Raw genomic sequence first — 26,289 nt, forward strand, 5'->3', positions numbered from 1 at the left:
CGGGAGCCGTCACGATGTCGTGTCTCATTCGGCCGCCTCCAGCTCGGCGAGCAGCAGCGCTTCGACGGCCGCGGCGAACCCGGAGAGCACCGGTCGCTCGAACAGCAGCCGCACCGGCACCTCCAGGGCCAGCGCCTCCCTGAGCCGTCCGATGACGAGCATCGCCGCCAGTGAGTGGCCGCCGATCGCGAAGAAGTCGTCGTCCGCGCTCACCACCTCCAAGCCGAGCACGGCCTGCCAGATGTCGGCGACCAGCAACTCGGCGTCGCCGCTCGGCGGGACGAGGGCGCGGGTGACGGCGTGGTCGGGTTTGGGCAGCGCGCCCCTGTCCACCTTGCCGGAGGAGGTCGTGGGCAGCGTCTCCAGTGCCACCCACTGACGGGGGACCATGTAGTCGGGCAACCGCTCGCGCAGCACGGCCTCCAGCTCGGCGGTGTCGGGCGCCGCGCCGACGAGGTAGCCGACGAGGTGCTCCTCGTGCACGGCGACCACCGCGTCGGGCACGTGCTCGCGCAGCACCACCTCGATCTCGCCCAGCTCGATCCGGTGCCCACGCACCTTCACCTGGTGGTCGCGGCGTCCGAGGAAGTGGAGCGTCCCGTCGGGGCGCCAGCACGCCAGGTCACCGGTGCGGTAGCGGCGCTCGCCCGGGGCGAAGGGGTCGCCGGCGAACGCGCCGGTGCGCAGGCCGCGGTAGCCCCTGGCCACGCCCACACCGCCGATCCACAGCTCACCGGGCACGCCGGGCGGGACGAGACGGCCCGACTGGTCGAGCACGTACGCTCGTTCCCCGGGCAGCGGGCCGCCGATCGGCACGCTGTCCCCGACGGGCGCGACGATCCTGACCATGGTGGAGTAGATGGTCGTCTCGGTCGGGCCGTAGGAGTTCCACAACTCGCCCACTCTGGTCAGCAGGTCGACTGCCAGCGCCGGGTCGAGGACCTCGCCGATGCTGACCACGCGGACCCGGTCGCCGCCCGCCCAGCCGGCGGCAACCAGCATGCGCAGGGTGGTGGGGGTGGCGGTGAGCAGAGTGACTCCCGAGCCGTCGATGCGCCGGGCCACGGCGTGCCCGTCGACCGCCGAGTCGCGGTCGAGCAGTTCGAGGCGGAGCCCGTTGCACAGGCTCACCCACAGGTCGAAGCCGAAGACGTCGAACGAGAACGGCGTCAGGCCGAGCATGACGTCGTCGTCCCGGACGCCGGGCATGACCCGAATGGCCGCCACGAACGCCACCAGGTTGGCGTGGGTCACCTCCACGCCCTTGGGCCGTCCGGTGGAACCGGAGGTGTAGAGCACGTACGCCAGACCGTCGGGCGGGACGTCCTCGTCGGGCGGGGACGCCGGGTCGAGAGCGGTCACGTCGAGCACGGTGGCGCCGCTGGATTCGGCGAGGCCTCGCGCGACCGGCACGGTCTCCCCGGCCGCGAGCACGACCGTCGCGCCGGAGTCGGTGAGCTGGTGCCGCAGCCGTTCGGCCGGGTGGTTCGGCTCCAGCGGCACATAGGCCGCCCCCGCCCTGGCCACGCCGAGGAGCGCGGCGGGCAGGTACCTGTCCCGCGGCAGGCAGACGCCCACGACGTGGCCGCCCTCAGGAGCCGGGTACGGCGCGAGGGCCGTACGCAGCGCGGCGGCGACGCGGGCCGACGTCTCCGCCAGCTCGGCGTAGGTCAGCCGCCCCTCCCCGTCGGCCACCGCGACCCGGTCGGGGACGCGTCGGACCTGTTCGAGGATCTCGTGCACCACCGTGGCGCCGGCTCCGGGAAGCGGCTCGCCGTTTCCCCAGGTCAGCAGAGTGGCACGTTCCTTCGCGGTCACCAGTTCGAGCGCCGAGATCGGCCGGTCCGGATCGCCGGCCACGGCCTCCAGCAGCCGCAGGAACCGGTCGGCGAAGGACTCGGCGTCCTGCCTGGCGAAATGGTCGACGTCGTACTCGAGCTGGATCTCCATGCCGTCGACCGTGGTGTTCACGAACAGGGTGTACGGCGCCTGCGCCCCGCCGCCGCTCACCTCGCCGAGCAGTTCCACGGTGAGGTTGCCGCGTTCCAACCGCACGGGCAGCGCCGGCGGCTGGTACGACAGCACGACCGGGGTGAGCATCGTGCCGCGCGGGCGCTGGACGCCGGAGACGGCCAGGCGCTCCTCGGCGGTCAGGCCGATGTGGTCGAGCGAGCGGGCCGTGGCCGCCGCCGACCGGGTGACGGCGCTCCGTACCGGCAGGTCGCCGTCGAGGCGAAGCCGTACGGGGAGCACGTCGACGAGCGGGCCGACCAGGGCCTCCAGCTCGGGATGGGCCCTGTCGGCGACGGCCGCGCCGAGCAGCACGTCAGGCCGGTCGGTCTGCGCGGCCACGAGCAGGCCGAGGACGGTGAAGTACACCGCGAACGGCGTCGTGCCGGTCGTCGCGGCCAGCTCCGCGATCTTCTCCGCCGTCCGGGGCGGCACCTCGCGCACCAGCCGTTCGCCGAGGAAGCGGCTCGGGCCGCTCCGCGCGCGGCCCGACAGGTCGTACGGCGGCACCGCCCCCGCCAGTTCCTCCGCCCAGAACGCGCGCAGCCGTTCGGTCCTCGCCGCGTCGGCGGCGAGCTCCCGTTCCATCAGCGCCACGTCGCCGACCTGGACGGGCTGCTCGGCGACGGCGCCGGTCAGCGCCGTCATCAGCGTGGCGGTGGACCAGCCGTCGTAGGCGGTGTGGTCGGCGACGACGAGCAGGTCGGCGGTCCGTTCGTCGTGCCAGAGCAGGGCCGCGCGCAGCAGCGGGACGTCGGTGGTCACGTCGAAGCCGTGGACGGCGAGCCGTTCGGCCAGGCCGTCGGCGTAGCGGTGCTCCTCCAGCGGGACCGGCGCGGGCGGCCGTACCTCGGCCACCGGCTCGCCGTCCTCGCCGGTGACGATGACCGAGCGCAGCACCTCGTGCTCACGGACCAGCGCGTCCAGCGCGGCCCTGACGGGCTCGGCCGAGTCGAGGCCGGTGAGGCGCAGGCGGACGGCGATCGTCGTGGCGTTCCCGCTGCGGCCGACCTGACGCAGCAGCCACATCCCGTACTGGGCGGAGGTCAGGGGATAGCGGTCCCTGCCGGGGTGGCGGACCGGAGGGTGCGGTGCGGGGACGGTGTCAGCGGCCGCCACGAGCGGGGCGAGCTCCGCGATCGTGGGGCGGCCGAGGAACGTGGTGAGCGCGACCCGGACGCCGAACTCCCGCTCGATCAGCGCGCAGATCCGCGCCGCGGCCAGCGAGTGGCCGCCGAGGTCGGTGAAGTGGTGACCGACGCCGACCCGCTCGACGCCGAGCACCGAGCCGATGATCTCGGCGAGCCGCCGTTCGGTGTCGTCGCGCGGCGGGACGTAGGCGCCGGCCTCGTGGGTGAACTCCAGCGCGGGCAGCGCGGCCCGGTCGGCCTTGCCCGTGGGGCCGAGGGGGATGTGCTCCATCAGCGCGATCCTGGACGGCACCATGTAGTCGGGCAGCCGCTCGCGCATCCACTGGCGAAGGCCCGCCTCGCTCGGCGCCTGTCCCGGGGACGGTTCCACGTAGGCGACCAGCCGCCGTACACCGCGGGCGTCGTCCCGGCTCAGCACGACCGCGTGGTTGACATCCGGGTGCCGGGTGAGCATGCCCTGCACCTCGCCCAGCTCGACCCGGAATCCCGCCACCTTGACCTGGTCGTCGTCGCGGCCCGCGTAGTGGTGGACACCGTTCTCGCGGCGGACGAGGTCTCCGGTGCGGTAGTGCCGCACGCCCTCGTCGTCGGTCACGAACCGCTCGGCGGTCAGCTCCGGGCGGTTAAGGTACCCGCGGCCGACCAGCGCTCCCGCCACCCACAGCTCGCCGACCTCGCCGTCGGGGAGCGCCCGTCCCTCGGCGTCGCGCACGCTGAGCACGCAGCCGGCGTAGGCGGAGCCGATCGAGGGCTCGTCCGTCCCCTCGCGGGGCACGTCGGACGATGTGCAGGTCACCGTGCATTCCGTGGGGCCGTACACATTGACGACCCGGCGGACGCCGGGGTTGGCGTACATGCGGTCGGCCAGTGCCCTGGTCAGCGGCTCGCCACCGGTGAACACCGTGCGAACCCCGCCGGGGAGCGGCTCACCGAGCAGCGCGACCATCGCGGAAGGCGCGCCGTACACCGTCGTCACCTCGTCGCGCGCCGGGAGCGTGTGCAGCGCCAGCAGGTTGTCGGCCACGATGACGGTCCCGCCGCAGAGCAGCGGGAGGAACATCTGCGACACCGAGGGATCGAAGCACACCGAAGTGGCGAACAGCATGCCTCCGAGTTCGTCGGGGTACAGCGAGGCCTCGTGGCGCAGCAGCGCCATGACGTTACGGTGCTCGATCACCACGCCCTTGGGGCGTCCGGTCGAACCGGAGGTGTACATCACGTAGGCGGGATCCGCCGGCGTGCCGGGTGCCGCGGCCTCCTGTTGGCCTGGTGCGGCGGCCCCCGAAGTGCCGGCGCCGATCGACTCGATCAGCAGAGCCTGGGCGCCGCTCGCCCGCAGCACCGCCTCCTGCCTGCGGGCCACCGGCCGCGAAGTGATCAGGTGGGCCATGTCCGCGTCGGCGGCGATGAACTCCAGCCGGTCGGCGGGGTACGCCGGGTCGAGGGGCACGTACGCCGCGCCGGCCTTCCACACGCCGAGCAGGGCCGCGATCAGGAATTCGTCCCGGTCCAGGCACACGCCCACGAAGTCGCCCCGGCCCGCGCCGCGGGCACGTAGTTCACCGGCGATCCGTTCCGCGCACGCGTCGAGGTCCGCGTAGGTCACGCGGGTCGTGCCGGCCACCACGGCGGTGCGGTCAGGGGTACGCCGCACCTGCTCCGCGAATGCCTCATGGACTAAATCGGTTTCGAGGATGCCGCCCATAAAGGATCCCCCCAGTCAGGTCCTGTCAGTCGCGGCAAGGCTCGCATGATCGTGTGACGAGACGGGAATTATGTGGGGTTCCGTTATCATAACGATCAACATGACGGTAAGTAAGGATGAATGACCGTATCGTGGTCTTCCTTCCCTCGTCTCCGGCGCCGCCGGTGATGCTCTTCGTCAGCACCCGCCACTGAGACTCCCCACGTCTCACCCGGTCCCACATCGTCGCTGGTCGACAGCCGGGAGCCGTGCGACCGCAGATCACCGGGGGGCTTGACGAGCAGTGAAGAAACTGTAAATGTTCTTTGCAGAGAGCGCTCTCACGCCTCATCGACCCCCCATTGAGAATCGCCGTGAGACTCATCGCACTGACCGGCGCCGCGGTGTTCGCCGTCGCGCTCAACAACACCAACGCGCAACGCTGGACGTTCACCGGCGGCACGCTGCGCAGCCAGAACAACAAGTGCATGGACGTCGCCTGGGGATCGCGCGACAACGGCGCGGTGATCCAGATCGCGAACTGCAGCGGCAACCCCGCCCAGCAGTTCGTCCTGAGCGGCGCGGGCGACCTGGTCAATCCCCAGTCCAACAAGTGCGTCGACATCAAGGACTGGAACGGCAACGACGGCGCCGCGCTGATCCAGTACGAGTGCCACGGCGGCGCCAACCAGAAGTGGCACCGCGGCTGATCCGCACCCGCCCGTGCCTCTGCCGCCCGTCCGGCACGGCCGGGCGGCACCACCGCAGTCCCCTTACGCCGGGCGGAGAGCCGTCCGCCCGGCGTACAGGCCCAGAGGAGTCGAGGTATGCGCCTCTTGTCCCGACGATGGCGGCCGGCTCTGGTCGCCGCCCTGCTACTCGCCCAGGCGGTCGTCCTCACGACCGGTCAGCAGGCGGCCGGCGCCGCCGTCTCGCAACTGCCGTTCACCGTCACCAACAACTCCGGCCGCGGCGACGCGACCTACATCTACGTCACCGCCCGCACCCCCGCCGGCCAGCAGGGATACGTGGACGCCTCCGGCACCTGGCGCGCGTGGAGCTACCCGCCGTCGATCCCCAACGGCCCCGTCCCGGCCCCCGACGTCTCGATCCCCGGGCCGGGAAACGGTGCGCGCAAGACCATCACCTTGCCGCCGAACCTGGTCGGCGGCCGCGTCTACGTGTCGATGGGGTCCAAACTGCAGTTCTTCCTGACGACGAACGGCCTCGTCGAGCCGGCGCCCTGGGTCGCCAGCGACCCGAACGCCAACGTGCTCTACGACTGGACGGAGTTCGCCCGGCAGAGCAACGGCGGCACCGGCATCTTCATCAACTCCACGACGGTCGACATGTTCGGCATCCCGCTGACGGTCAGCGTCACCGACACCTCCAACAACACCCAGACGCAGGGCATCACCGGCAACCGCACCGGCATCCTGAACGCCTTCGGCGCACTGGGGTCGCCCTGGTCGGGCCTGACCACGACACGCTCCTCCGACGGCCTCCCGCTGCGGGTGCTCGCGCCCCCGCACGGCATCGAGAGGGGCTCGTTCTCCTCGACCTACCTCGACTCCTACATCGGCGACGTGTGGTCGTACTACGCCACTCACCCGTTGACCGTGCAGACGTCACTGGGCACCTTCACCGGCACGAACTGGACCTTCAGGGGAACCTCCGGCAACGTGATCGGCACGATCCCGAAGCCGACGACCCGTGAGGTCTTCGCCTGTTCCGGTGCGATGCAACCGCCGAACCAGCCCGACCAGGCCGCGATCCTCGCGGTCGGCGCGCGCGTGTGCGCCGGGCTGAACCGGGCCACACTGTCGACGGCGAGCCGGGTCATGTACGACACCCAGCCGACGACGGACCCGACGAAGTTCTACGGGCAGTCCGCCTCGAACCTCTACAGCAAGACCATCCACGCCAACTCGCTGAACGGCCTGGCGTACGGCTTCCCGTACGACGACGTCGGCAACTTCGGCCCGACGATCGACCAGCCCGACCCGTCGTCCGCCGGCATGACCATCGGCGGCTTCGGCACGGGCGGCGGCGGCACCGTAAGCGGCCAGCCGATCACCGGCCCAGGAGGCAAGTGCGTGGACGTCGCGGGCGACGACACCGGCGGCAACGGCGCGCCGGTGCAACTGTGGGACTGCCAGTCGTACGCCGTCGACCAGCACTACACGATGGTCGGGAACACGCTGCGCACCTTCAACGGCGGCAAGTGCCTCGACGTCGTGGACAGCGGCACGGCGAACGGGTCGAAGGTGCAGATCTGGGACTGCTCCGGCACCGGGAACCAGCAGTGGGTGCTGCAGTCCGACGGCTCCATCAAGAACACCGGATCCGGCCGGTGCCTCGACTCCCCCGGTGGCGCCACCGGCAACGGCACGCGGCTCCAGATCTACGACTGCAACGGCAGCGCCGCCCAGCGCTGGACGTTCCCCGGCGGGGCGAACATCGCCGGCCCCGGCGGCAAGTGCGTCGACGTCGACGGCGACGACACCGGCGGCAACACCACGGCCGTGCAACTGTGGGACTGCCAGTCGTACGCGAAGGACCAGTTCTGGACCTGGAACGGCCAGACGCTGCGCACCCTCGGCCGCTGCCTCGACGTGAAGGACGGCGCCACCGGCAACGGGGCCGTGCTGCAGCTGTACGACTGCAACACCACGGGCGCACAGAACTGGGTGCAGCTGTCCAGCGGTTCCATCCAGAACCCGCAGTCCGGCCGCTGCATCGACGCCCCCGGCGGCAACACCACCAACGGCACCCGCCTACAGCTCTACGACTGCAACAACACCGCGGCCCAGCACTTCACCGTCCAGTGACCTCCGGCCCCGGCTCCGGCGCACCACCGGAGCCGGGGTGCCAGGTGCAGGTCGGTTTGATCGTTTTCGTCTACAGTGAGACCGTGTGGTACGCGCTCATCCTCGCGGCGCTGCTCGTCGCCGTCGCGGCCGTCGCGGTGGTCGCCGCCCGGCGCAGGTTCGTCGTCGTCCAGGTGAGCGGATTGAGCATGTGGCCGACGTACCGTCCGGGTGACCGGGTGCTGGTCCGCCGCACCGCCGGGAGCGAGGTGCGGCGCGGTCACGTGGTGGTGTTCGAGTCGGCCGGCCGCTCGGAGTGGAGCTCCGGTCCACTGCCCCCACCCGCCGCGGGGGCCTGGACCATCAAGCGGGTGGCCGCCCTGGCGGGCGACCCTGTGCCGGACGACGTGGTGCGGGCGGTGGCGGCGCAGCCGGGTGCGATCGTTCCCGAGGGTGCGCTCGTGGTCCTGGGAGACGGCGCCGAGTCCAGCGCCGACTCCCGCATGTGGGGCTACCTACCGGCCGACCGCGTACTCGGCGTCGCCGTACGCAGACTGTCACCCGGTCCCTCGTCCCCCGACTCCGAGCCATCGGCGTTCCCGGTCCCGTAGCCGTCGGCGTCGCCGGTCCCGTAGCCGTCGGCGTCGCCGGTCTCGTAGCCGCTGGCCTGCAGGATGAACAGGCGGGCGTACTCGCCGCCCGTCGCCATGAGCTCGTCGTGGGTGCCGCGCTCGGTGATCCGGCCGTCGCTCAGCACCACGATGAGGTCGGCGTCCCGCACGGTGCCGAGCCGGTGCGAGATCAGCACGCTCGTCCGGTCACCGCGGTAGCGCCGCAGGCCGGTGTGCACCTCGTGCTCCGCCTCGGCGTCCAGGCCCGAGCTGGGCTCGTCCAGGATGAGCAGGTCCTGGCGCCGGCGCATGTACGCGCGGGCCAGGGCCAGGCGCTGCCACTGCCCGCCGGACAGACTGACCCCTGCCTGGCCGCCACGATCGCCGAAGATACGGCTGAGCATGGTGTCGTACCCGCGCGGCAGAGCGGCGATCGCGTCGTGGACGCCCGCCTGGCGGGCCGAGTCGTGGACGTGGTCACGGTCACCGGCGGCGGTCAGGTCGCCCAGCATGATGTTCTCGGCGGCGGTGAGGTCGTAGTCCATGTGGTCCTGGAACACCGCGCCGATCCGCCGGCGCAGGTCGTCCGGGCTCGCGTCGCGCAGATCCACTCCGTCCCAGGTGATCCGCCCCCGCACCGGGTCGTACAGCCTCAACAGCAGCTTGACCAGCGTGCTCTTGCCCGCGCCGTTCACCCCGACGAGGGCGACCGTGCCGCCGGACGGGATGAACAGGTTCACCCCGCGCAGGATCCAGGGGTGCTCCTCGCTGTAGCGGAACCACACGTCGCGCAGTTCGATCCCCTCGCGCAGCGCGGGCAGCGCGGTGGGCACGGCCGGAAGGGGCAGGTCGGGCTCGGACTCGACCACCGCCGTGTAGTGGCCGAACATCAGCAGCGCGTTGTGGGAGTCCGCCCACTGGCTGACGATCGTGGTCATGGCCGCCTGCACTCCGGCGACGGCCGCGACGAACACCGTCACGTCGCCCACGGTGATGCCTCCGGAGGCGGCGCTCAGGATGGCCCACAGCAGGCCTCCGGCCGCCACGGCGCTCCCGACCAGCGCCATCACACCCTGGCTGCGCAACGTGCGACGATCGACGTCCCTTTCGGTGAGGTTGATCCCGCGCACCTCGTCGAGCATCCGCGTCCGCAGGAAGTCGCCCAGACCGAACAGCCGCACCTCCTTGGCCGCCTCCGGCCGGGTGAGGAGCTCGCCGTAGAACACCTGGCGGCGCATGGCGGGGGTCATCTCCCACATCACCTCGGCCCGCCGGCGACTGAGCACGAGCTGGATGCGTACCGACGGCAGCGCGGCGACGACGATGACGGCCACCATGAGCGGGTTGACGGCGAACAGCGTGGCGACGAAACCCGACAGGGTGATGAGCGCCTGGCCGATCGCCAGCGCGCCGACGACCAGCCGATCGGGTGCGTTGTGGCTCGACTCGTACGCCAGCTGGAGGGTGTCGTGGAAGGCCGGGTTCTCGAAGCGGCTGAGCCCCGGGTGGCGGTTGACGGCCCGGAACAGCCGGTCGTAGATGAGCAGCCGCAGTGACCTGCGCAGTTGCCCCTCCACGTACACCGACACGTGCGGCAGCACGATGGCGGCCAGGCCGGCGAGCGCGAGGCCACCGCCCAGCGGCAGCAGGGCGACCAGCCCGCCGCCCCTGGCCAGCGCGTCGAGGACCAGCTTCGTCAGCCAGGCGGTCGCGACCGGCGCCACGCCGGTGAGGACGCCGAGGACGGCCGAGCCGACGGTCGCCGCCGGGTGCGCCTTCCAGGCGAGGGCCGCGACGACCTGGACACGCCTGAGCAACATCGGCGTCCCTTACGGTTCAGCGGTACGAGGTGCGAACGGCCGCGCGAGAGGCACGGGCGAGGGGGATCCCTCCGGAGAAGATGAACGGCACGGCACCGTCCCGCGGCGCCGTGCCGCTCCGTCGTCAGCGGTGCCAGGGCTCATACCTGGCCGCTCACCATCAGTAGTGGCAGTACGTCTTGCCGGCGTAGACGCAGCACGTCATGCGGCGGAGAGTGTCCCACCAGCAGGCCTCGGCCTTGGCGGTGGTGGTGGGCAGAAGCTTGTCGAGCAGACGGTCGCTCATCTTGTTGAGAGCACGGAGCATGGGGGGATCCTCCTTTGTCGCGGACCTCGGCGGCGAATATCGGCGGTACCGAAAGGGCGATATGTGTGATCACCGCCACCGACAGCAGGACAATAACCACTGAAGATCAAGTGACGTAAGCATGCGGGACTGGCATCAAACTGCACGACCGTGCAGCTTAGTGTCATTTCGGGCAATTCACCCGTTTCTGCCATATTTGCCATACTCGGAGCCCACATGAGCCTCAGCAGTCTCGGTCTGACCGCACTCGATGAAACCGTTTACCGCGCTCTGCTGAGCGGCGGCGAGGCGACCGCGGGCGACCCGGACAGCGTCAGGGCGGCACTGGAACGGCTCGTGGCACTGGAACTCGTGCAGTTCGATGCGGACGGCCGACCCGTCGCCGTCGAACCGGAGATCGGGATCAGCCGCCTGATCAGACGGCGCCTGCTGGAGACGAGCGCGGAGCAGCGCCGCATCGCCGCCGCCTGGGAGACGCTCCACATGCTGAACGCGCGGCGCCGCGAACCCGACCGCGTTGTCGTCATCGAAAGAATCGACGGCGCCGACCAGGTCGACGAACGGATCTGGTCCCTGGCACGCGACGCGCAGGAAGTGCTGACCGTGCACTCCGACCAGCGGCGACCGCGCACGGACATGCTGCCCACCTACCTCCAGCGGCTCGGCGAGGGCGTGCGATGGCGCACCATCGTCTCCCGGAAGAGCCTGCTGGACCTGGAACTCCTGGAGTACAGCATCACCCTGCACCGGGCCGGCGACCACCATCGCCTCGTCGACGACGCCGGGCAGCAGATGGTCATCGTGGACCGCTCGGTGGCCTTCGTCCCCACCGTGCCGGGCGAGGGCTACTGCAGCGTCCTGATGATCTCCCAGGCGGGCGCCGTCGCCACAATGGTGAACCTGTTCGAGCGGGTGTGGGCCCACGCGGTGGACCTCGAACCCCAGCCCGCCCCCGTCACCCTCGCCCCCAGGGAACGCCAGGTGCTACACCTACTGTCCAGCGCCGACAAGGACGAGATCGCAGCCCGAGAACTCGGCATAAGCCTACGAACCTACCGCCGCCACGTAGCCGACCTCCTCGACCGCCTAGGCGCGGCGAACCGCTTCCAGGCCGCCCTCCTCGCCAAGCAACAGGGCTGGATCTGAAGAAACCTTCTCCCCCTCGGCACCATGCTGCCGCCGTGTCGGCGAATCACCGCCATTTCGATGCGCGGCGGGGTGGTCCACGATGATCGCCGGCCGGTCAACCGACCTACGGTTCGTCGAGGACTATGTCGCACGTCGCCTGGGGCGCGACGAAAGCGCACAACTGTGCGGCCTCGGTCAGCAGGGCGTCGCGATCCGTACGCCCCAACTTGGTGAACGGCTGGATGCGCAGCGTTCGATCCCGGATCTGCCAGGTGCCCTGCCACATGCCATCGACCAGGAAGGTACCGGCGGTCGCGCCGTTGCCCGGCGGGAGCGGCACGGAGCGGTTGCCGGGGATCACTCGGGTGCGGTCCTTGTGTGACAGCAGCAGATTGTCGTATTCGGGCAGGAACCGGGGTGGGGCGGGCATGTCCTCAGAAGGCCGGGGCGCGTCGGGGAGGTCATAAAGCGTCTGCCGCTCCTCTCCGCGGAACGCCCGCAATGGCAGCCGCTCCACCACCTCGCGCAGGCGGGTCAGCCCGGACCACAACTGGATGTCCGCGACACTCGCCGGACCGAACGCGCCGAGATAGCGCAGTACCAGCTCATCGACCGGCACCGAACGCAGCGGCGCGCCCAGCCAGCTCTCCACAGGTGTCCATGCGGCGGGGCCGTTCTCGCCCCAGATGCCCCGCGGCGGCACCTGGCACAGCGCGATGTGATGCGTCGCCGCGTAGGCCAGCGCGCTCGGATCGGCGTCCGGCCGGCGTTCCACGAGCAGCTCGCCGAGCTCACCGCGGGTGCGCGGCTGCTCCTCCAGCAGCCGCTTCGCCTGCCTGAGCAGCGCATCCCGGTCCACTCCGTCGATACCGCGGCGAAAGTGCGCGCGGAACCCGGCGGCATGCAGCGGATAGAACAGCGCGCGCCAGCCCAGGCAGTCGCGTGCGCTGACGAGATGCACGGTGTTGCGCATCAGGTGCAGCCGTACCACCTGACGTTGCTCGGTCAGCGCCGACAGCTCGTCCGCCGTGAAGTCTTGAAGGCGGGCCCACAATCCCACGTACGGGGCGAGCGGCGCCTGGGACTGCATCCCGCCCAGGTGCTCGATCGCGTCGATCGCCCGTGCCGGCGCTCGTTCCAGAAGGTACTGGCGAGCCAGCGTGGCCCGGTTGAGACGACGCCGGCTCAGTACATCGGTCACCGCAGTGGCCCGAAGAAGGCCTGCAGGTCCGCCGCCAGCAGGGCCGGGGCCTCCATCGCGGGGAAGTGCTTGCCGCGCTGGAACTCGCTCCAGTGCGCGTCAGCCGGCGCGGGGACCAGCTTGCGCACCGTCTCGTCACTGCCGAAGACCGCGAAGCCCTGCGGTACGGCGGGCGGCGCGCCCCAGTCGGACGAGTGCGCCTGCTCGTACAGGGTGTGCGCGGCGGTGGCGCCGGAGCCGGTGAACCAGTACAGGCTGACCGTGGTGAGAAGCTGGTCGCGGTCGACCGGCAGGTCGGTCCACTCGTGGACCTTCTCGGCGATCCAGGCGAGCTGCAGCAGCGGTGAGTCGACCAGGCCGTAACCGATGGTCTGCGGACGGCTGTTCTGGATCGCCAGGTAGCCGGAACCTTCCTTGCTGAACGCGTCCATCCGGCTGAGGATCAGCTTGTCGACCGGGTCGTTCTCGTCGAGCCGGCCGGCCATCCCCGGGATGAAGGTGGCGACGTTCGCGGCGGTCAGCGGATCGGTCACGACGTGTACGCCGATGACATGCGTGCCGTCGAGGCCGGCGACCATGCCCGACACGCCGGCGCCGACGTCACCGCCGTGGACGCCGTACCGCTCGTAGCCGAGCCGGCCCATCAGCTCGACCCAGGCGCGTGCGGTGCGGCCCATCGCCCAACCGGTCGCGCTCAGCGGGGTGGAGAAGGCATAGCCGGGCAGCGACGGCGCGACGACATGGAAGGCCTGGCCCGCGGCAGGGTCGACCAGCGGCTCGATCAGGTGCAGGAACTCGGCGACGGAGCTCGGGAAGCCGTGGGTGATCAGCAGCGGCTTGGCATCGGGATGGTCGGACTCGATGTGCAGGAAGTGGATGCGCTGGCCGTCGATCTCGGTGGTGAACTGTGGGTACCGGTTGAGCCGTGCCTCTTGGGCACGCCAGTCGTACTGCGTGCGCCAGTACTCGGCGAGCTCCTTCAGGTAGCCCAGGGGTACGCCGCGGGTCCACTCCGCGCCGGGCATCTCGCCGGGCCAGCGGGCGTTGGCGAGCCGGTCGTGCAGGTAGTCGACGTCGGGCTGGGGGATGTCGATGCGGAAGGGCTGGATGCCGTCGCTCACCGCGCTTCTCCTTGTCAACGGGGCCGGTACGGCCGGACGTGCGATGGGAGCTCTTGTGCTCACGCGGAGAAGACTAGGAACATTAACGGAAAGGATCGTTCCTAGATTGTCGTCGGGATCGAAGAATGCTGGAAACTTCGGCGCGGCTGCTGCGCCTGCTGTCCCTGTTGCAGGCCCGGCGCGACTGGACCAGCACCGAGCTCGCCACTCGGCTCGGCGTCACCACCCGCACCATCCGCAATGACATCGGCCGGTTGCGCGCGCTCGGCTATCCGGTCGATGCGCGGCCGGGTGTGGCCGGCGGGTACCGGCTCGGCTCGGAGGGTGCCCTGCCGCCGCTGCTGCTGGATGACGATGAGGCGGTGGCGGTCGCGATCGGCTTGCGTACCGCCGCCAGCGGCTCGATCGCGGGGATCGAAGAGACCTCCATGCGCGCGCTGGCAAAGCTGCAGCAGGTGCTTCCCTCGCGGCTGCGCCGCCGGGTGAGCGCCTTCCAGACGTACGCGCTGCCGATGCCGTCACGCGGCTCGCAGGTGGATCCCGACGTACTGACCGTGATCGCGAGTGCGTGCCGGGACCATGAGCGGCTCCGTTTCGACTACCGGGCGCATTCCGGGACGGCCAGCCGGCGCTCGGTGGAGCCGTACCGCCTGGTGAACGACCGGCGGCGCTGGTACCTGGTGGCCTGGGACGTGGACCGGGACGACTGGCGTACCTTCCGGGTCGACCGGATCGAGCCGCGGACGCCGACAGGGCCGCGCTTCACGCCGCGTGCGCTGCCGCCCGACCCGGAGATCATGGCGCAGGTGGCACGCGGAGTCGGCGAGGCGACCTGGCGGTACCGAGCCCGGGTGATCGTGGACGCGCCCGCGTCATACGTGCGGGGTCGGCTGCCGATCCCGGTGGAGGTGCAACCCCTGGGCGAGGAACGGTGTGCGTTCGAGCCGGGCTCGGACCATCCGGAGATGCTCGCCCTCTATCTGGGCATGCTGGACGCGGACTTCACGATCGTCGACTCGCCGGAACTGGTGGACGCGCTACGCGCACTGACGAGGCGCTATCAACGCGCGATCGACACCAGCCAGAAGACATCCGGCTGACCAGTACGGCAGTCCGAGGTGCTCGGGCCTGACGGCCGGGGCGCCGAGTCGGCTTGGGACGAGCAACGTCATCAGCATGAGTCGGAGCAATTGTCAAGACCTTTGGATAGGACCACAGCCTTGTCAGCGAGGCGGGTTAGGGTGGGCGGCGCCCGCTCGGGTTCCGGCCCGCAGTGTCTGCCATCAGCGGCCTGGGGCAAAGGGGGGTGGCTGGACGGTCCCTCTGGTACGCCTCAGGGAGCGGAGCAGACGCCCGATCCCACCCCCCTCCACCCTCCTCGGCGCGCCGCCCGGCGCACCGCTCGGACGCGTGCTCATGCCGCCAGTTCCTCGCGCTCGACCAGGACGCCGTTCTCGAACCTGGCACCGGATCGGACCAGGGCGACGAGATGGGCGCCGGTGATCGCGCGCCAGCGGGCCTGAGCGGACTCAACGAGCTTGAACGCAGCAGCGCTGGGGCCGAGCGGCGGGGAACACCTCGGCTCGGTGGACTCCCGCAGCCCCTCCGCGAGCGCAGTGAGCTCCTTGGTGCCGTCCAGGCGGACTCCGAGCAGCACCAGCACGCAGGAGTGGGCCTGTCCGAGCCGGACCTTGGGGTGCACGCCGTCGGCCCATACATAGACGAAGTCGCGGTCCGACAGGTCGCGCCGCTGGAAGGCGGCGTGGTCGTCCTGCCACTGCCTGGTCAGCCTCGTCACCGTGGCCGGCGACAGCCCGGGGTCAGCCGCGGGCGGGGCCGGTCGGCTTGGGGGCGGGGACGAGCGGGGGCAGGTTGTCGGTCCACTCGGAGGTGAGGACGGTGGTCGTGCCCTCCTTGAAGATCTTGCCGTCCTTGCCGCTGCGGTAGCTCGAGCCCAGGACCAGCGAGGAATCGGGGTCGATGATGACCTTCATGTCCACGCCGAGATCGGAGATCTCCAGGCCTTCACCGGGGCGGTTCAGGCTGTCGTTCGCAGGGCCGGTGCTCTTGACGATGGGCATCGTGGCCAGTGCCCGGTAGGCCGCGGCTCGGACCTCGGGCGGGGCGGGCAGCTCGCCCAGCAGGGTGGTCAGGGAACTCGCGGCGAACCAGTCACGCGCGGTGGGGTCCACATCGCCGTCGCCGTTGTCGATCTTGTCGAAGATCCACGCCTTCAACTCCTCCGGATCGGTGGGCAACTGCTGGATCTGGGCGAAGGTGACCTGGTTGTCGGCCAGGAGGAACGACTTGCGTCCCTTGACCTTGTAGACGCTGTCGCCTGCCTCGGAGGCCACCCATGCCTGCCCGTCTCGCCCGACCCAGGTCTCATTCAAGCGCTTGGGGAACGTCCGCTTGCCGCCGCGCCCGCTGTACTCGCTCTTCAGATGCCAGTAGGTCCCCGAGTCGGACCTGGTCTGCGCGGTGGTGGCGGCGGCCAGCAGGATCTGCTGGGTGGACATGGGGGCCGACGCCACCGGCGGGCTCTGGTGCGGGCGGACGAGTGCCGGAGAACCGGTGGTGGTGGTGATGACGACGACGGCCGCTGCCGCGGTCGCCGCGGTCGCCAGGCCAAGCCAGGCGAGGTTCCAGCGCCTCGGCCGCGCCGGAGAGGCACCGGGCGTCCACGAACCGCTCCGCGTCCGAGAAGCGCCCGGCATCCCAGAAGCGACCCGCGTCCCGGATGCGCTCTGCCTCCGAAGAACGTTCTGCGGCGAAGAAGCGCTCATCGTCCGAGAAGCGTTCTGGAGCCGGCGACGGCCCTCGTGTACGACGGCGTCGGAAGGGTCCGGCTTGGACAGCATCTTGCTGATCATCTCCAGGTCGTTCATCGTTCGAGGTCCTCCAGTGCGGTGCGGAGCTTCTTGCGGGCGCGGCTCAGGCGGGAGCCGACGGTGCCGTACGAGATCTGCAGGCTCTGTGCGATCTCCTCGTGGCTGAGCTGGCTGAGTGCCATCAGCAACAGCACGTCCCGCTCGCCTCGGGTCAGCTTCATCAGCGCCTTCGCCAGCTGAGGCTGCAGTCGTCGGGCGCTGACCGCGCTGACGACCCGGCTCTCGTGGCTGTCGGTGGCCGGCTCGGCGCCGGCGCGGACCAGGGCGCGGTAGTGCCGGGCCTCCTGCCTGCGGTGCTTCGACACGAGGTTGGTGGCGATGCCGAAGAGCCACGGCCGCAGGCCGCCGCGCTCGGGGTCGAACTTGTCCCTGCCGTGGAACGCGATGAGGAAGGTCTCGGCGGCCAGGTCGTCGGCGGCCTGTACGTCCAGTCGTCCGGCGATGTAGCGGTAGATGTCCCGGAAGTGCCGGTCGTAGATGGCCGAGAACAGGGCCGGATCGCGGGCCAGCTGGGCGTCCGTGAGGTCCTCGGCCGCGCCCAGTTCCGCGGTCACGTCTTCGTCTCCGTCATGCGGGCACCTCTCGGTCTCGGTCGGTTCTCGCCTGCACTTGTCCGAACCGGCCGATCGCTTTCCCACACGATTCCTTACCGGGCCTGGGCGACCCCCTGCAAGCGTGCAGAACCTTCACAAGCGGACCCCCGTAATCTGCACACCGCCTCAGTAGCTTCCCGGCCATGACCGATTTCACGGACTGGCTGCGCGACTTCGAGGGGGCGGCGCTGCTGCGGCGGACGTGGGGGGATCCGGACTGGGGGCAGGGCGCGCGGCTGGCGCCCGAGCTGGTGAGGAGTCTGCAGCGGTTCCAGGTGGGTGAGGACGGCGACGGGCGCAGCCTGGTGGGCAAGGCCGACCGGGCGGGTGACCTCGGGTACGCGGAGGCGGTCCGGCTGTTCGTCGCGGAGGAACAGGAGCATGCCCGTCTGCTGCGGCGCCTGCTGGAGGCGGCCGGCGAGACGACGATCCCGGGGCACTGGAGTGATGCCGTCTTCGTCCGCCTGCGGCGGCTCCTCGGTCTGCGGACGGAGTTGATGGTCCTGATGCTCGCCGAGGTCGTCGCGTTGAGCTACTACCGGGCCGTGCGCGACGGCGTACCCGACCTCCTCGCCGCGGAGGTGGCGGGCCGGATACTCGCCGACGAGCTGCGTCACGTGCCGTTCCACTGTGACCGCCTGCACGGGTCCTTTCGTACGTCTTCGCACCTGTCCCGCAGGACGGCCGAGGCCGTGTGGTGGCTGCTGCTGGCGGGCGTGCTGGCCGTGGTCGTCCTCGACCACGGCCAGGCCCTGCTCGGCCTCGGGGTGTCCCGGATCGTCTTCGTCTGTCAGGTCGTGGCGGACTTCCGCGCCGTCGTCGGGGAGGTCATGTCGCCTGACCGCTGACGGAGAACCGGGGAGTGCGGTCCTTCCACGGCAGGGCCCGTTCGAGCTGGGCGGCGATCCGGAAGAGCAGGTCTTCACGACCGTAGGAGGCGACGATCTGCACGCCGATCGGCAGGCCGCCGTCGCCTGTGCCCAGGGGCAGGCTGATCGCGGGCTGGCCGGAGATGTTGAACACCATCGTGAACGGGCCGTAGTCGAAGATCGACTCCAGCCAGCTCGTCAGGGTGTGGGCGGGATCGTCGTACCGCAGGGTGCCGTGCGGCGCCGGGAGCCGGCCCAGGGTCGGGGTGACGAGCAGGTCGTACTCGGTGACGAGGTGCCCCATCCGCTCCAGGGCCCGGCCGGCCTCCACCGCCGCCGCGGCCACCTCGCCGTCAACCACCGCACCCGACCACGCCTCGGTGGTCAGGGCCACGCGCAGACGGCCGGGGTCGGCTCCCGGCTCGTCGGCGTACCGGCCGCGAGGGGGCGGCGCGGTGTACTTGTCGCCGACACCGGGACCCTGGACGGCGTCCAGCAGGTGGGCGGCGTCGCGGACGGTGCGGGTGAGCGCGAACTCGCAGGCCATGCCGAGCATCGCCTCCCCCTGGTCGGGTCCGCACGGTACGCGGCCCCGGCTCGGCTTGAGTCCGACGAGCCCGCAGCAGGCGGCCGGGATCCGTATGGATCCGGCCCCGTCGCTGCCGTGTGCGAGAGGTACGGCACCGGCGGCCACCAGGGCGGCGGCGCCGCCGCTCGAACCGCCCACTCCCCGCTCCAGGTCCCACGGGTTGCGGGTCGGCCCGTGTTCGACGGACTCGGTGGAGAAGCTGATCGTCAGCTCCGGCACGGTGGTCAGGCCCAGGGTCACCAGGCCGGCGGCGCGGAAGCGCGCCATCAGGTCGCTGTCGTGCGGGGGGACGATGCCGGGCAGGCTGCGGCTCCCGAGGAAGAACGGGACGTCCTTCGCCACCGGCCCATGGTCCTTGATCAGGAAGGGCGCTCCGGTGAACGGGCCGTCGCTCGCGTGGTCGAGCGCCGGGGAGAACACCGGCAACGCCAGGCCGTTCACCTGCGCGTTCGCCACGGCCAGGGCCCGCCGGGCCACGGCCTCGACCTCGGCGGCGGTGACCTCACCCGCCTTGATCAGGTCACGGAGCCCGACGGCGTCGTACTGGGTGTACTCGTGGAGGTGCATGTCGAGAGTCCTTTTCCCGGCGCCGGAGATTCGACGACGCCGTCACGTCGATCACTGTCGGATTCGTCCAGAAAGGTGGACAGCCTGAACGAGGGCGATGGACCGGGCCGCCGGCCTCGGCGACCATCCCCTGCTGGTGATCGACGTGTCACTACGCTCGCGACATGGGTCCCATGCTGACGGCAGCCGCCCCCACCGTCGAATGAATTACCGTCCGGACAGGGCATCGGGCCGAGAATGGGATCTCGACCGCGGAGAGGTGGGACAGGTGACCGAAGATCTTGCCGGCGCGCTGCGGGAGGCCGAGCGGCGGCTGCAGGCGGCGCAGCTCGCCGGGGACGCCGACACGCTCGACGAACTGCTCGACGACCGCCTCATCTTCACGGGCGGACCGGACGGCGCCCGGTACACCAAGCAGGACGATCTCGAGATCCAGCGATCACGCAGGCAGGTGCTCTCGAAGGTCGAGGAAGAGGACCTGGTCGTCCTCGTGGAAGGGCGTTCCGGCGTGACCTGGTTCCTCGGCACGCTGGAGGGCACCTTCGACGGCACGCCGTTCAGCGCCCGCCTGAACTTCACCCGGACCTGGGTCCACAGTCCCGGTTCCGGCTGGCGGGTGGTCGCCGCCCATGCCAGCCCCGCTCCGTCCGGCTGACCCGACGGCCCGGATCACGGGTGGGTTGCGGAAGTCTTCCGGCGTTGCCGATGCCGGGAACCGGCCCCTATAACCGTTTGGAACGGTTGAACGTTAGGGGTGGGATGAGGGGACGGCGGTTCGGCCGTGCGATCGGCGTGACGGTCGCCGCGGCGCTGGTGGCCGGGGTGGCCGGCGGAGCCGGGGCTCGCCTGCTGATGCGGGGAGTCGCGCTCGCCATGGGGGCGGACGGCCAGATGTCCCTGGCAGGGACACTGGGGATCTTCCTCGTCTTCGTGGTGCTCGCCGTACCGGCCGCCGCGACCGCGACCGCCCGCCCGATGATCATGCGTGGGGGCCGATGGGTCACGGCGGGTCTGGAGGGCTGGGCGGCGGCCCGCACCGGCCTGAGCGACGCGCAGGCCGTCCTGCTGGCCGACGAGGGACGGCTGCCGCTTCTGGCCCTGCTGACCGTGGCCTTCGCCGCTCTCGTGGTGGCGTACGGCCGGCTCGCCCAGCACGTCATGCGCCGCCTCATGAGAGGTCCTGACGCTTCGACCGGCCCGGCTTCCGCATCGCCCGCCCAGGCGGCCGTCACCACGGAGTGATCACTCCGAGAGCCGGCGCGCCTGTCGTACTTCACGGTCGATCGCCCAGGCGTCCGCCACCGGGCCCAGGTGTCCGAGCTTGTCGGGGTTGATCACCAGGCGGATCGCCTGGATCCGCCCGTCGAGGACATCGAGCGCCAGGGTGTGGAGCACCTTGCCGTCCCGGTCGCGGACGATCGCGCCCGGCTGGCCGTTCAGCTCGTTCGGCTCGACCGTCATGTCGAACCGGGCCATCAGGGGGAAGACGGAGGCGAGCAGCCGGGCCACGTTCTCCGCACCCATGACGGCCCTGGCCAGCTGCGGGGCCTTGCCGCCGCCGTCGCCGACCATCGACACGTCGGCGGCGAGCATCTCCCGCAGGCCGGCGACGTCGCCTTCGCGAAGGGCGTCGAAGAACCGCGACGCCAGTTCCTCCCGCTCTTTGCGGTCCGCTTCGAAGCGGGGCCGGCCTGCGGCCATGTGACGGCGCGCCCGTACGACGAGCTGCCGGCACGCCGCCTCCGAACGTCCCACCGCCGCCGCGACCTCGGGAAAGCCGAAGTCGAACACCTCCCGCAGGACGAAGACCGCGCGCTCGAGCGGGCTGAGCCGTTCCAGCAGGAGCAGGGCCGCCATCGACAGGGAGTCGGCCAGCTCCGCCGAACGCTCCGGATCCTCGTAAGGGTCGGCGAGAAGCGGCTCGGGGAGCCACGGCCCGACGTACTCCTCCCGCCGGACACGGGCCGAGCGCAGCACGTCGATCGAGATCCGGGTCACCGTGGCCGACAGGAAGGCCTTGACCGACCTGGGTTGCGTCGGGGAGGCCTCGTAGCGCAGCCAGGCCTCCTGGACCGCGTCCTCGGCCTCGCTCACGCCGCCCAGTATCCGGTAGGCGATCGAGAACAGCAGCGGCCGCAGCTGCTGGAATTCCTCGGTCCTGGTCACGTCGACTCCCCCTTGAACCCCTGATCCTCTCAGCCCCATACGACGTGACACCGGCCGCGCCTGTGACATGTCCGGGAACCCGGGCTCCGGAAAAGGGACGTGTCGAGATCCGTTCGGTCTGCTAGCGTTTCCGGCATGAAGCGCGCTGCTGTGACGACGACGCCGGAGAGTGTCCCGGCGCGCTGACAGACGACTTGATCGAAGCCCCGGGGCGAGTGCCCCGGGGCTTCGACGTTCGGTCACTCGCCTCGCCGTCCGCGAGGAGACCGCGATGCATGATCACCGTAAGCTCGGCCGCGAGCTGGGCCTGTTCGACACCGACCCGCTGATCGGCGCCGGGCTGCCGTACTGGCTGCCGGACGGGGCCGTGGTGCGGCACACCCTGGAGGAGTACATCCGCGACGCCGAGCGGCGGGCGGGGTACCGGCACGTGTACTCGCCCGTGCTGGGCAAACGCGAGCTGTACGAGATCTCGGGGCACTGGTCGCACTACAGCGACGACATGTTCCCGCCGATGGACCTCGGGGGTGAGCAGGTCGTCCTGCGGCCCAGCCTGTGCCCCCACCACGCGTTGATCTACCGCTCCCGCTCGCACAGCTATCGGGAACTGCCCCTGCGGATCGCCGAGCTCGGCGGCATGTACCGCTCCGAGCTCTCGGGGGTCCTCGGCGGGCTGACCCGTGTACGGGCGATCCAGCTGAACGACGCGCACATCTTCTGCACCCTGGACCAGGTGGCCGACGAGGCGGGCGCGGCGCTGGAGATGATCCGGCGGGCGTACGAGGCTCTGGGCATCCGGGCCGCCCGTTACCGGCTCTCGCTCCCCGGGCCGGGCGGGAAGTACGTCGCCGCCCCGGAGATGTGGCGGCGGGCGGCGGCCCTGCTGACCGAGGTGCTCGACCGCTCCGGCCTGGCGTACGAGGCCGGCGAGGGGGAGGCGGCGTTCTACGGCCCGAAGATCGACGTGCAGATCGCCGACACCGCGGGACGTGAGTCCACCCTGTCCACCGTCCAGGTCGACTTCCACCAGCCGGAGCAGTTCGATCTGCACTACATCGGTGCGGACGGCGCGAAACATCGGCCGGTCATGGTGCACCGCAGCATCATCGGCAGCGTGGAGAGGGCCGTCGCGCACCTCATCGAGCTGCACGGCGGCGCCTTCCCCGCCTGGCTGGCTCCCACCCAGCTGGTGGTGCTGCCCGTCTCCGAGGCCGAGATGCCGGACGCCGTGCGGCTTGTGGCCAGGTGTGCGGATCTGGGGCTGCGCGCGGAGATCTCGGGCCCGGAACAGGGCAGCCTCGGCGCCCGCGTCCGGGCCGCCCGGCTCGTCCCGTACCAGGCGGTGATCGGCGCGAAGGAGGCGGCGGGCGGCCAGGTCGGCCTGCGGCTGCGGGACGGGCACCGGCTGGAGGCGCGGCCGGCCGAGGAGGTGCTGGCGCGCATCGGCTCGGCCGTCGCCTCCCGGAGCCTGGATCTGTGGGACGCCGTCGACCAACTCCTGTAGGAACTCGCCGGCTAGGCGGCTTCGGTGTCGGCGCGCAGAGTGCTGGGTTTGTTGGTGATGACGCCGTCCACGCCGTAGGAGATCAGGCGGCGCATGACGTGGGGGTCGTTCACCGTCCAGGTGTAGACGTCCATGTGATTGTGGTGCACGCTCCGGACGTACCGGGGCGTCACCTCCCCGTACGGCGGGATGATCAGGTTGGCGTAGCGTGCCAGCTTGGGGAGTCGCGTGGCCTTGGGCGTGCCGATGAGGCCGGTGGGGACGGCGGGCATGAGGCGGTGGAACCTGCGAATCGACTTCCAGTCGAACGACTGCACGATCACGCGGCCCGGACGCAGCCAGGAGGGGCTGCGCCGCAGCTCACGGGCGATGCGTGCCTCGATTCCGGGGTAGAGGCGGGGCAACTTGATCTCCAGGAGCAGCCCGAGGCCTCTTCCGCGCATCGTGCTCAGCAGGTGCCGGAGCGTGGGCACGCGCTCTCCCCGGTACCGGGAGGAGAACCACGAGCCGGCGTCCAGCTTGCGGATCTCGGCCAGGGTGAAGTCCCGCACCCTCCAGGGGGCTCGACGGGGGAAGACCTTCTCGACGTCGGTGGTCCGGGTGAGGGTCGGGTCGTGGATGACGATCAGCTGGTGGTCCTTCGTCTCCTGGACGTCGAACTCGATCATGTCGGCGTGCTGGCGGGACGCCAGGGTGAAGGCGGCGATGGTGTTCTCGGGCGCGTGCGCCGACGCGCCGCGGTGCGCGACGTACATGATCGCGGCTTTGGCGGCGGCGCCCGGGACGGAAGCGGGTGCGGCGGCCGGAACCGCCGCGGTCAGAGTCGTCAGAGTGGTCGTGGTGATGAGGCCGAGTCGTCGCAACATGGGTCTCCCCGGGTCTGACGGTGCCTTACGCCCTCAATCTGACACGGGGTGACAACCAAGAGTTGATGGTTGAGTAACCGCTGGATGCCGCATGGATGAGCATTTGCCGCATGACTGTACATATCAACCTGTCCAGGTACGGCCACCGGGTTTCCCGAGGCGCCTCTGGAGGGCGGCGTGACGGCCCGTCACGCCGCTTGGTTGATCAGCAGAGGAGCGGCCTCCCCGGATGGCCTTACTCTGCTCTGCCCTTTTGAAGGACGGCGGTGACCTGCCGGAGGTAGTCGTCCACCTGCTCGGGCCGTTCCGTCACGATGCCCAGGTAGCCGTCCGGGCGGACCAGGACGAGCAGTCCGGCGGTCGCGTCGAATCCGTAGAGCCGATCCACCTGCCCGCTGTGGTCGACGACGGCGTCGGCCCCCGCCGCCTCCCCTGGGCGCCTGATCAGGTGCACGTGGACCGAAGGGCCGTATCGCTCAGCGGATCCGGCATCCGTCGGGATGCCGCCCGCGCCGAGGATGAGCAGCGTGAAATGCACGCCCCGGAACAGGTCGAACAGCCGTACGCGACGGCCGGTCGTGTCCTGGCACCAGGCGTCCGGCGCGCGGTCCCCCGCCCGCAGACCGCTCGGGGTGGCGCGGCCCTGATCCGCCAGCGGGCCCGCGTGGTAGTTGAGCCGGAGTTGGAAGATGTCCGGCTCGCCGCCCCGCTCGTCCCCGGATGGCGAGCGGAAGTTCCCGCGATGCAGGCGGGTCGACACGCCCAGCACGTCCGCGGCGACCGGCAGCCGTTCCGCCTCATACGTGTCGAGCAACGCCTCCGGGGCGCCGGACAGGACGCCGGCGAGCTTCCAGCCGAGGTTGTAGGCGTCCTGGACGCTGGTGTTCAGGCCCTGCCCGCTCGCGGAGGAATGCACGTGCGCGGCGTCGCCGGCCAGGAACACCCGGCCCACCCGGTACCGGTCCACCATCCGGACGTTGATCCGGTAGAGCGAGATCCAGTTCAGGTCGCGCAGCACGATGTCGGTGCGGCCGGACCGTTCCTCCAGCAGCTTCCGCACCGACTCCAGCGTCAGTTCCGGCACGCTGCCGGCGTCCACGGAGGCGACGAACTGGTAGAGGTCGGTGCCGGGCATCGACCACAGGGAGAAACGCCGGGTGAGGTCGCCGCCGCTGGTCAGGATGTGGCAGTGATCGCCCTCCAGGCCATCGGCCCTGACGTCGCCGATCAGAGTGCGCTCGCTCTCGAAGGTCTCCCCCTCGAAGCCCACACCGAGCGTCTTGCGGACGAGGCTGCGACCTCCGTCCGCGCCGACCAGGTATCCGGCCCGCACCTGCTCGGCGCCTCCGTCACCAACCAGGGTCACGGTCACCCCGTCATCGTCCTGGCTGAATCCGGTCACCTCGGTGCCCAGGTCGACACGACCGCCGAGCTCGACGAACCGGTCGTGCAGAATGCGGTCGGTCCGCCACTGCGGGAGCAGCCATGTGCCGGGGTAGGGGACACCGGTCCCGGAGGCGACCGGCCGGATGCCCAGCAGGTCGGTGACCGTGCGGGTCCACCGCACCTCGCTGCCCGAGTAGAGGCGGAAGGCCGGGAACGGAGCTCCCTGGGCCAGCACCGCGTCGATCACACCGAGATCGTCGAACACCTCCAGGGTGCGGGGTTGAAGGCCCTTCGCGCGGGACCCGGCGAACAGCCGGTCCGCCCGGTCCACGATCCGGCAGTCGATCTTCCGGCGGGCCAGTTCACAGGCCAGCGTGAGCCCGGTCGGCCCGGCTCCGGCGATCAGCACCGGCACGTCCGCCTTTTCGTTCATCGGTCTCCTTGGGCGGGGAAGGTTCGGGTCAGCAGGGGCACGAGCAGGTCGTCCACCAGGTCGGCCAGGAAGTCGTGGTCGAGCGGCCGGCCGAGGATCGTCCGGCGCATGATCTGGCCCTCGGCCACCTCGTGGGCCCGCTCGGACGAGGTGCCCTCGGGGACCTCACCGCGGGCCACGGCCCGCTCCACGATGGTCAGGAACGGTCCGAGGTCTTCGTCCGCCACGTGTTGCCGCAGGGCCTCGGCCAGTTCGGCGTCGATCCGCATCGCGTGGATCAGCCCGGTCATCATGGTCACGTAGCGGTCGTCGAGCCGCGCGCACATCATGGTCAACGCGGCCAGCAGATCGCCGCGCAGGGTGCCGGTGTCCGGGACGTCGACGACGAGCTCGGCGTCGTGCGCGTCCAGAGCGGCCTTGACGAGTTCCGCTTTCCCCCGCCATCGGCGGTAGATGGTCGCCTTGCTGGCATGCGCCCGCTGGGCGACCAGGTCCATGGTCAGCGCCGGGTAGCCGATCTCCCCCAGCACCTCGATCGTCGCCGCCAGGATCGCCTGCTCCCGGGCAATGCCTCTCATCACA

The 26,289-nt window shown here is 70.7% G+C and carries 21 protein-coding genes and 1 pseudogene; 9 read left to right on the forward strand and 13 right to left on the reverse strand.

Annotation, left to right across the window (positions count from 1 at the left end; all coding sequences use genetic code 11):
• Positions 1-24: 24 nt before the first annotated feature.
• A complete protein-coding gene (locus tag KIK05_RS40345; RefSeq protein WP_214416174.1) occupies positions 25-4,815 on the reverse strand; it encodes a non-ribosomal peptide synthetase in 4,791 nt (1,596 codons plus the stop codon).
• Positions 4,816-5,219: 404 nt separating this feature from the next.
• On the opposite strand from KIK05_RS40345, the gene KIK05_RS40350 reads away from it, so the two are divergent.
• The 3 genes from KIK05_RS40350 to KIK05_RS40360 all read left to right on the forward strand — a co-directional run bounded on the left by KIK05_RS40350 (position 5,220) and on the right by KIK05_RS40360 (position 8,266).
• Positions 5,220-5,555 (forward strand): RICIN domain-containing protein, encoded by a 336-nt coding sequence (locus KIK05_RS40350; RefSeq protein ID WP_214416175.1) that lies wholly within the window; start codon positions 5,220-5,222, stop codon positions 5,553-5,555.
• 117 nt (positions 5,556-5,672) lie between these two features.
• Positions 5,673-7,676 carry a beta-1,3-glucanase family protein gene (locus KIK05_RS40355; RefSeq protein WP_214416176.1) on the forward strand — a complete coding sequence of 668 codons (2,004 nt, stop codon included), beginning with the start codon at positions 5,673-5,675 and terminating at the stop codon, positions 7,674-7,676.
• Between the two features lie 56 nt (positions 7,677-7,732).
• On the forward strand, positions 7,733-8,266 hold the full coding sequence (locus tag KIK05_RS40360; RefSeq protein ID WP_214416177.1) for a S26 family signal peptidase: 534 nt from the start codon (positions 7,733-7,735) through the stop codon (positions 8,264-8,266).
• On the opposite strand, the gene KIK05_RS40365 is transcribed toward KIK05_RS40360, so the two are convergent.
• Positions 8,167-10,086 (reverse strand): ABC transporter ATP-binding protein, encoded by a 1,920-nt coding sequence (locus KIK05_RS40365; protein WP_214416178.1) that lies wholly within the window; start codon positions 10,084-10,086, stop codon positions 8,167-8,169. The genes KIK05_RS40360 and KIK05_RS40365 overlap by 100 nt on opposite strands.
• A gap of 160 nt (positions 10,087-10,246) precedes the next feature.
• Entirely contained in the window at positions 10,247-10,393 is a 147-nt protein-coding gene (locus tag KIK05_RS40370; RefSeq protein ID WP_214416179.1) for a hypothetical protein, read from the reverse strand.
• 216 nt (positions 10,394-10,609) lie between these two features.
• On the opposite strand from KIK05_RS40370, the gene KIK05_RS40375 reads away from it, so the two are divergent.
• A complete protein-coding gene (locus tag KIK05_RS40375) occupies positions 10,610-11,539 on the forward strand; it encodes a helix-turn-helix transcriptional regulator (RefSeq protein ID WP_214416180.1) in 930 nt (309 codons plus the stop codon).
• A 106-nt stretch (positions 11,540-11,645) separates the two neighbouring features.
• Here the strand turns inward: KIK05_RS40375 and KIK05_RS40380 are convergent, their stop codons facing one another.
• Together KIK05_RS40380 and KIK05_RS40385 are read right to left on the reverse strand one after the other, a co-directional pair.
• Positions 11,646-12,722, reverse strand: a complete 1,077-nt coding sequence (locus tag KIK05_RS40380; protein WP_214416181.1) for a winged helix DNA-binding domain-containing protein — start codon at positions 12,720-12,722, stop codon at positions 11,646-11,648.
• Entirely contained in the window at positions 12,719-13,843 is a 1,125-nt protein-coding gene (locus KIK05_RS40385) for an epoxide hydrolase family protein (RefSeq protein ID WP_308250321.1), read from the reverse strand. The genes KIK05_RS40380 and KIK05_RS40385 overlap by 4 nt, the downstream gene beginning before the upstream one ends.
• Before the next feature lie 125 nt (positions 13,844-13,968).
• On the opposite strand from KIK05_RS40385, the gene KIK05_RS40390 reads away from it, so the two are divergent.
• Positions 13,969-14,943 (forward strand): helix-turn-helix transcriptional regulator, encoded by a 975-nt coding sequence (locus KIK05_RS40390; RefSeq protein ID WP_214416182.1) that lies wholly within the window; start codon positions 13,969-13,971, stop codon positions 14,941-14,943.
• A 479-nt stretch (positions 14,944-15,422) separates the two neighbouring features.
• On the opposite strand, the pseudogene KIK05_RS47655 reads toward KIK05_RS40390, so the two are convergent.
• The 3 genes and pseudogenes from KIK05_RS47655 to KIK05_RS40405 all read right to left on the reverse strand — a co-directional run.
• Positions 15,423-15,659, reverse strand: a pseudogene (locus KIK05_RS47655) (transposase); the annotation flags it as partial.
• A 4-nt stretch (positions 15,660-15,663) separates the two neighbouring features.
• Complete coding sequence (locus KIK05_RS40400; RefSeq protein ID WP_214416184.1) at positions 15,664-16,560, reverse strand: CU044_5270 family protein; 897 nt, start codon at positions 16,558-16,560, stop codon at positions 15,664-15,666.
• 167 nt (positions 16,561-16,727) lie between these two features.
• On the reverse strand, positions 16,728-17,288 hold the full coding sequence (locus KIK05_RS40405; protein ID WP_214416185.1) for an RNA polymerase sigma factor: 561 nt from the start codon (positions 17,286-17,288) through the stop codon (positions 16,728-16,730).
• A 182-nt stretch (positions 17,289-17,470) separates the two neighbouring features.
• Between KIK05_RS40405 and KIK05_RS40410 the strand changes: the two genes are divergently transcribed.
• Positions 17,471-18,175, forward strand: a complete 705-nt coding sequence (locus tag KIK05_RS40410) for a ferritin-like domain-containing protein (protein ID WP_250564252.1) — start codon at positions 17,471-17,473, stop codon at positions 18,173-18,175.
• Here the strand turns inward: KIK05_RS40410 and KIK05_RS40415 are convergent.
• Entirely contained in the window at positions 18,156-19,352 is a 1,197-nt protein-coding gene (locus KIK05_RS40415) for an amidase (RefSeq protein ID WP_214416186.1), read from the reverse strand. The genes KIK05_RS40410 and KIK05_RS40415 overlap by 20 nt on opposite strands.
• Before the next feature lie 268 nt (positions 19,353-19,620).
• Between KIK05_RS40415 and KIK05_RS40420 the strand changes: the two genes are divergently transcribed.
• Together KIK05_RS40420 and KIK05_RS40425 are read left to right on the forward strand one after the other, a co-directional pair.
• Positions 19,621-20,007: a nuclear transport factor 2 family protein gene (locus tag KIK05_RS40420; protein ID WP_308250322.1), complete on the forward strand. Its 387-nt coding sequence runs from the start codon at positions 19,621-19,623 to the stop codon at positions 20,005-20,007.
• Positions 20,008-20,111: 104 nt separating this feature from the next.
• Complete coding sequence (locus KIK05_RS40425) at positions 20,112-20,594, forward strand: hypothetical protein (protein ID WP_214416188.1); 483 nt, start codon at positions 20,112-20,114, stop codon at positions 20,592-20,594.
• Here the strand turns inward: KIK05_RS40425 and KIK05_RS40430 are convergent, their stop codons facing one another.
• Entirely contained in the window at positions 20,595-21,518 is a 924-nt protein-coding gene (locus KIK05_RS40430; protein WP_214416189.1) for an RNA polymerase sigma-70 factor, read from the reverse strand. It abuts the gene before it with no gap.
• A gap of 271 nt (positions 21,519-21,789) precedes the next feature.
• Here KIK05_RS40430 and thrS point away from each other — a divergent pair, with 271 nt between their 5' ends.
• On the forward strand, positions 21,790-23,022 hold the full coding sequence (gene thrS, locus KIK05_RS40435; RefSeq protein ID WP_214416190.1) for a threonine--tRNA ligase: 1,233 nt from the start codon (positions 21,790-21,792) through the stop codon (positions 23,020-23,022).
• A gap of 11 nt (positions 23,023-23,033) precedes the next feature.
• Here the strand turns inward: thrS and KIK05_RS40440 are convergent, their stop codons facing one another.
• The 3 genes from KIK05_RS40440 to KIK05_RS40450 all read right to left on the reverse strand — a co-directional run bounded on the left by KIK05_RS40440 (position 23,034) and on the right by KIK05_RS40450 (position 26,285).
• Positions 23,034-23,888, reverse strand: coding sequence for a glycerophosphodiester phosphodiesterase (locus KIK05_RS40440; protein ID WP_250564253.1), 855 nt, complete (start codon positions 23,886-23,888; stop codon positions 23,034-23,036).
• A 235-nt stretch (positions 23,889-24,123) separates the two neighbouring features.
• Positions 24,124-25,707 carry an FAD-dependent monooxygenase gene (locus tag KIK05_RS40445; RefSeq protein ID WP_214416191.1) on the reverse strand — a complete coding sequence of 528 codons (1,584 nt, stop codon included), beginning with the start codon at positions 25,705-25,707 and terminating at the stop codon, positions 24,124-24,126.
• Positions 25,704-26,285, reverse strand: coding sequence for a TetR/AcrR family transcriptional regulator (locus KIK05_RS40450; RefSeq protein ID WP_214416192.1), 582 nt, complete (start codon positions 26,283-26,285; stop codon positions 25,704-25,706). The genes KIK05_RS40445 and KIK05_RS40450 overlap by 4 nt, the downstream gene beginning before the upstream one ends.
• Positions 26,286-26,289 lie beyond the last annotated feature (4 nt).

The organism is Sphaerisporangium fuscum (assembly GCF_018531465.1).
GTDB classification, from domain to species: domain Bacteria; phylum Actinomycetota; class Actinomycetes; order Streptosporangiales; family Streptosporangiaceae; genus Sphaerisporangium; species Sphaerisporangium fuscum.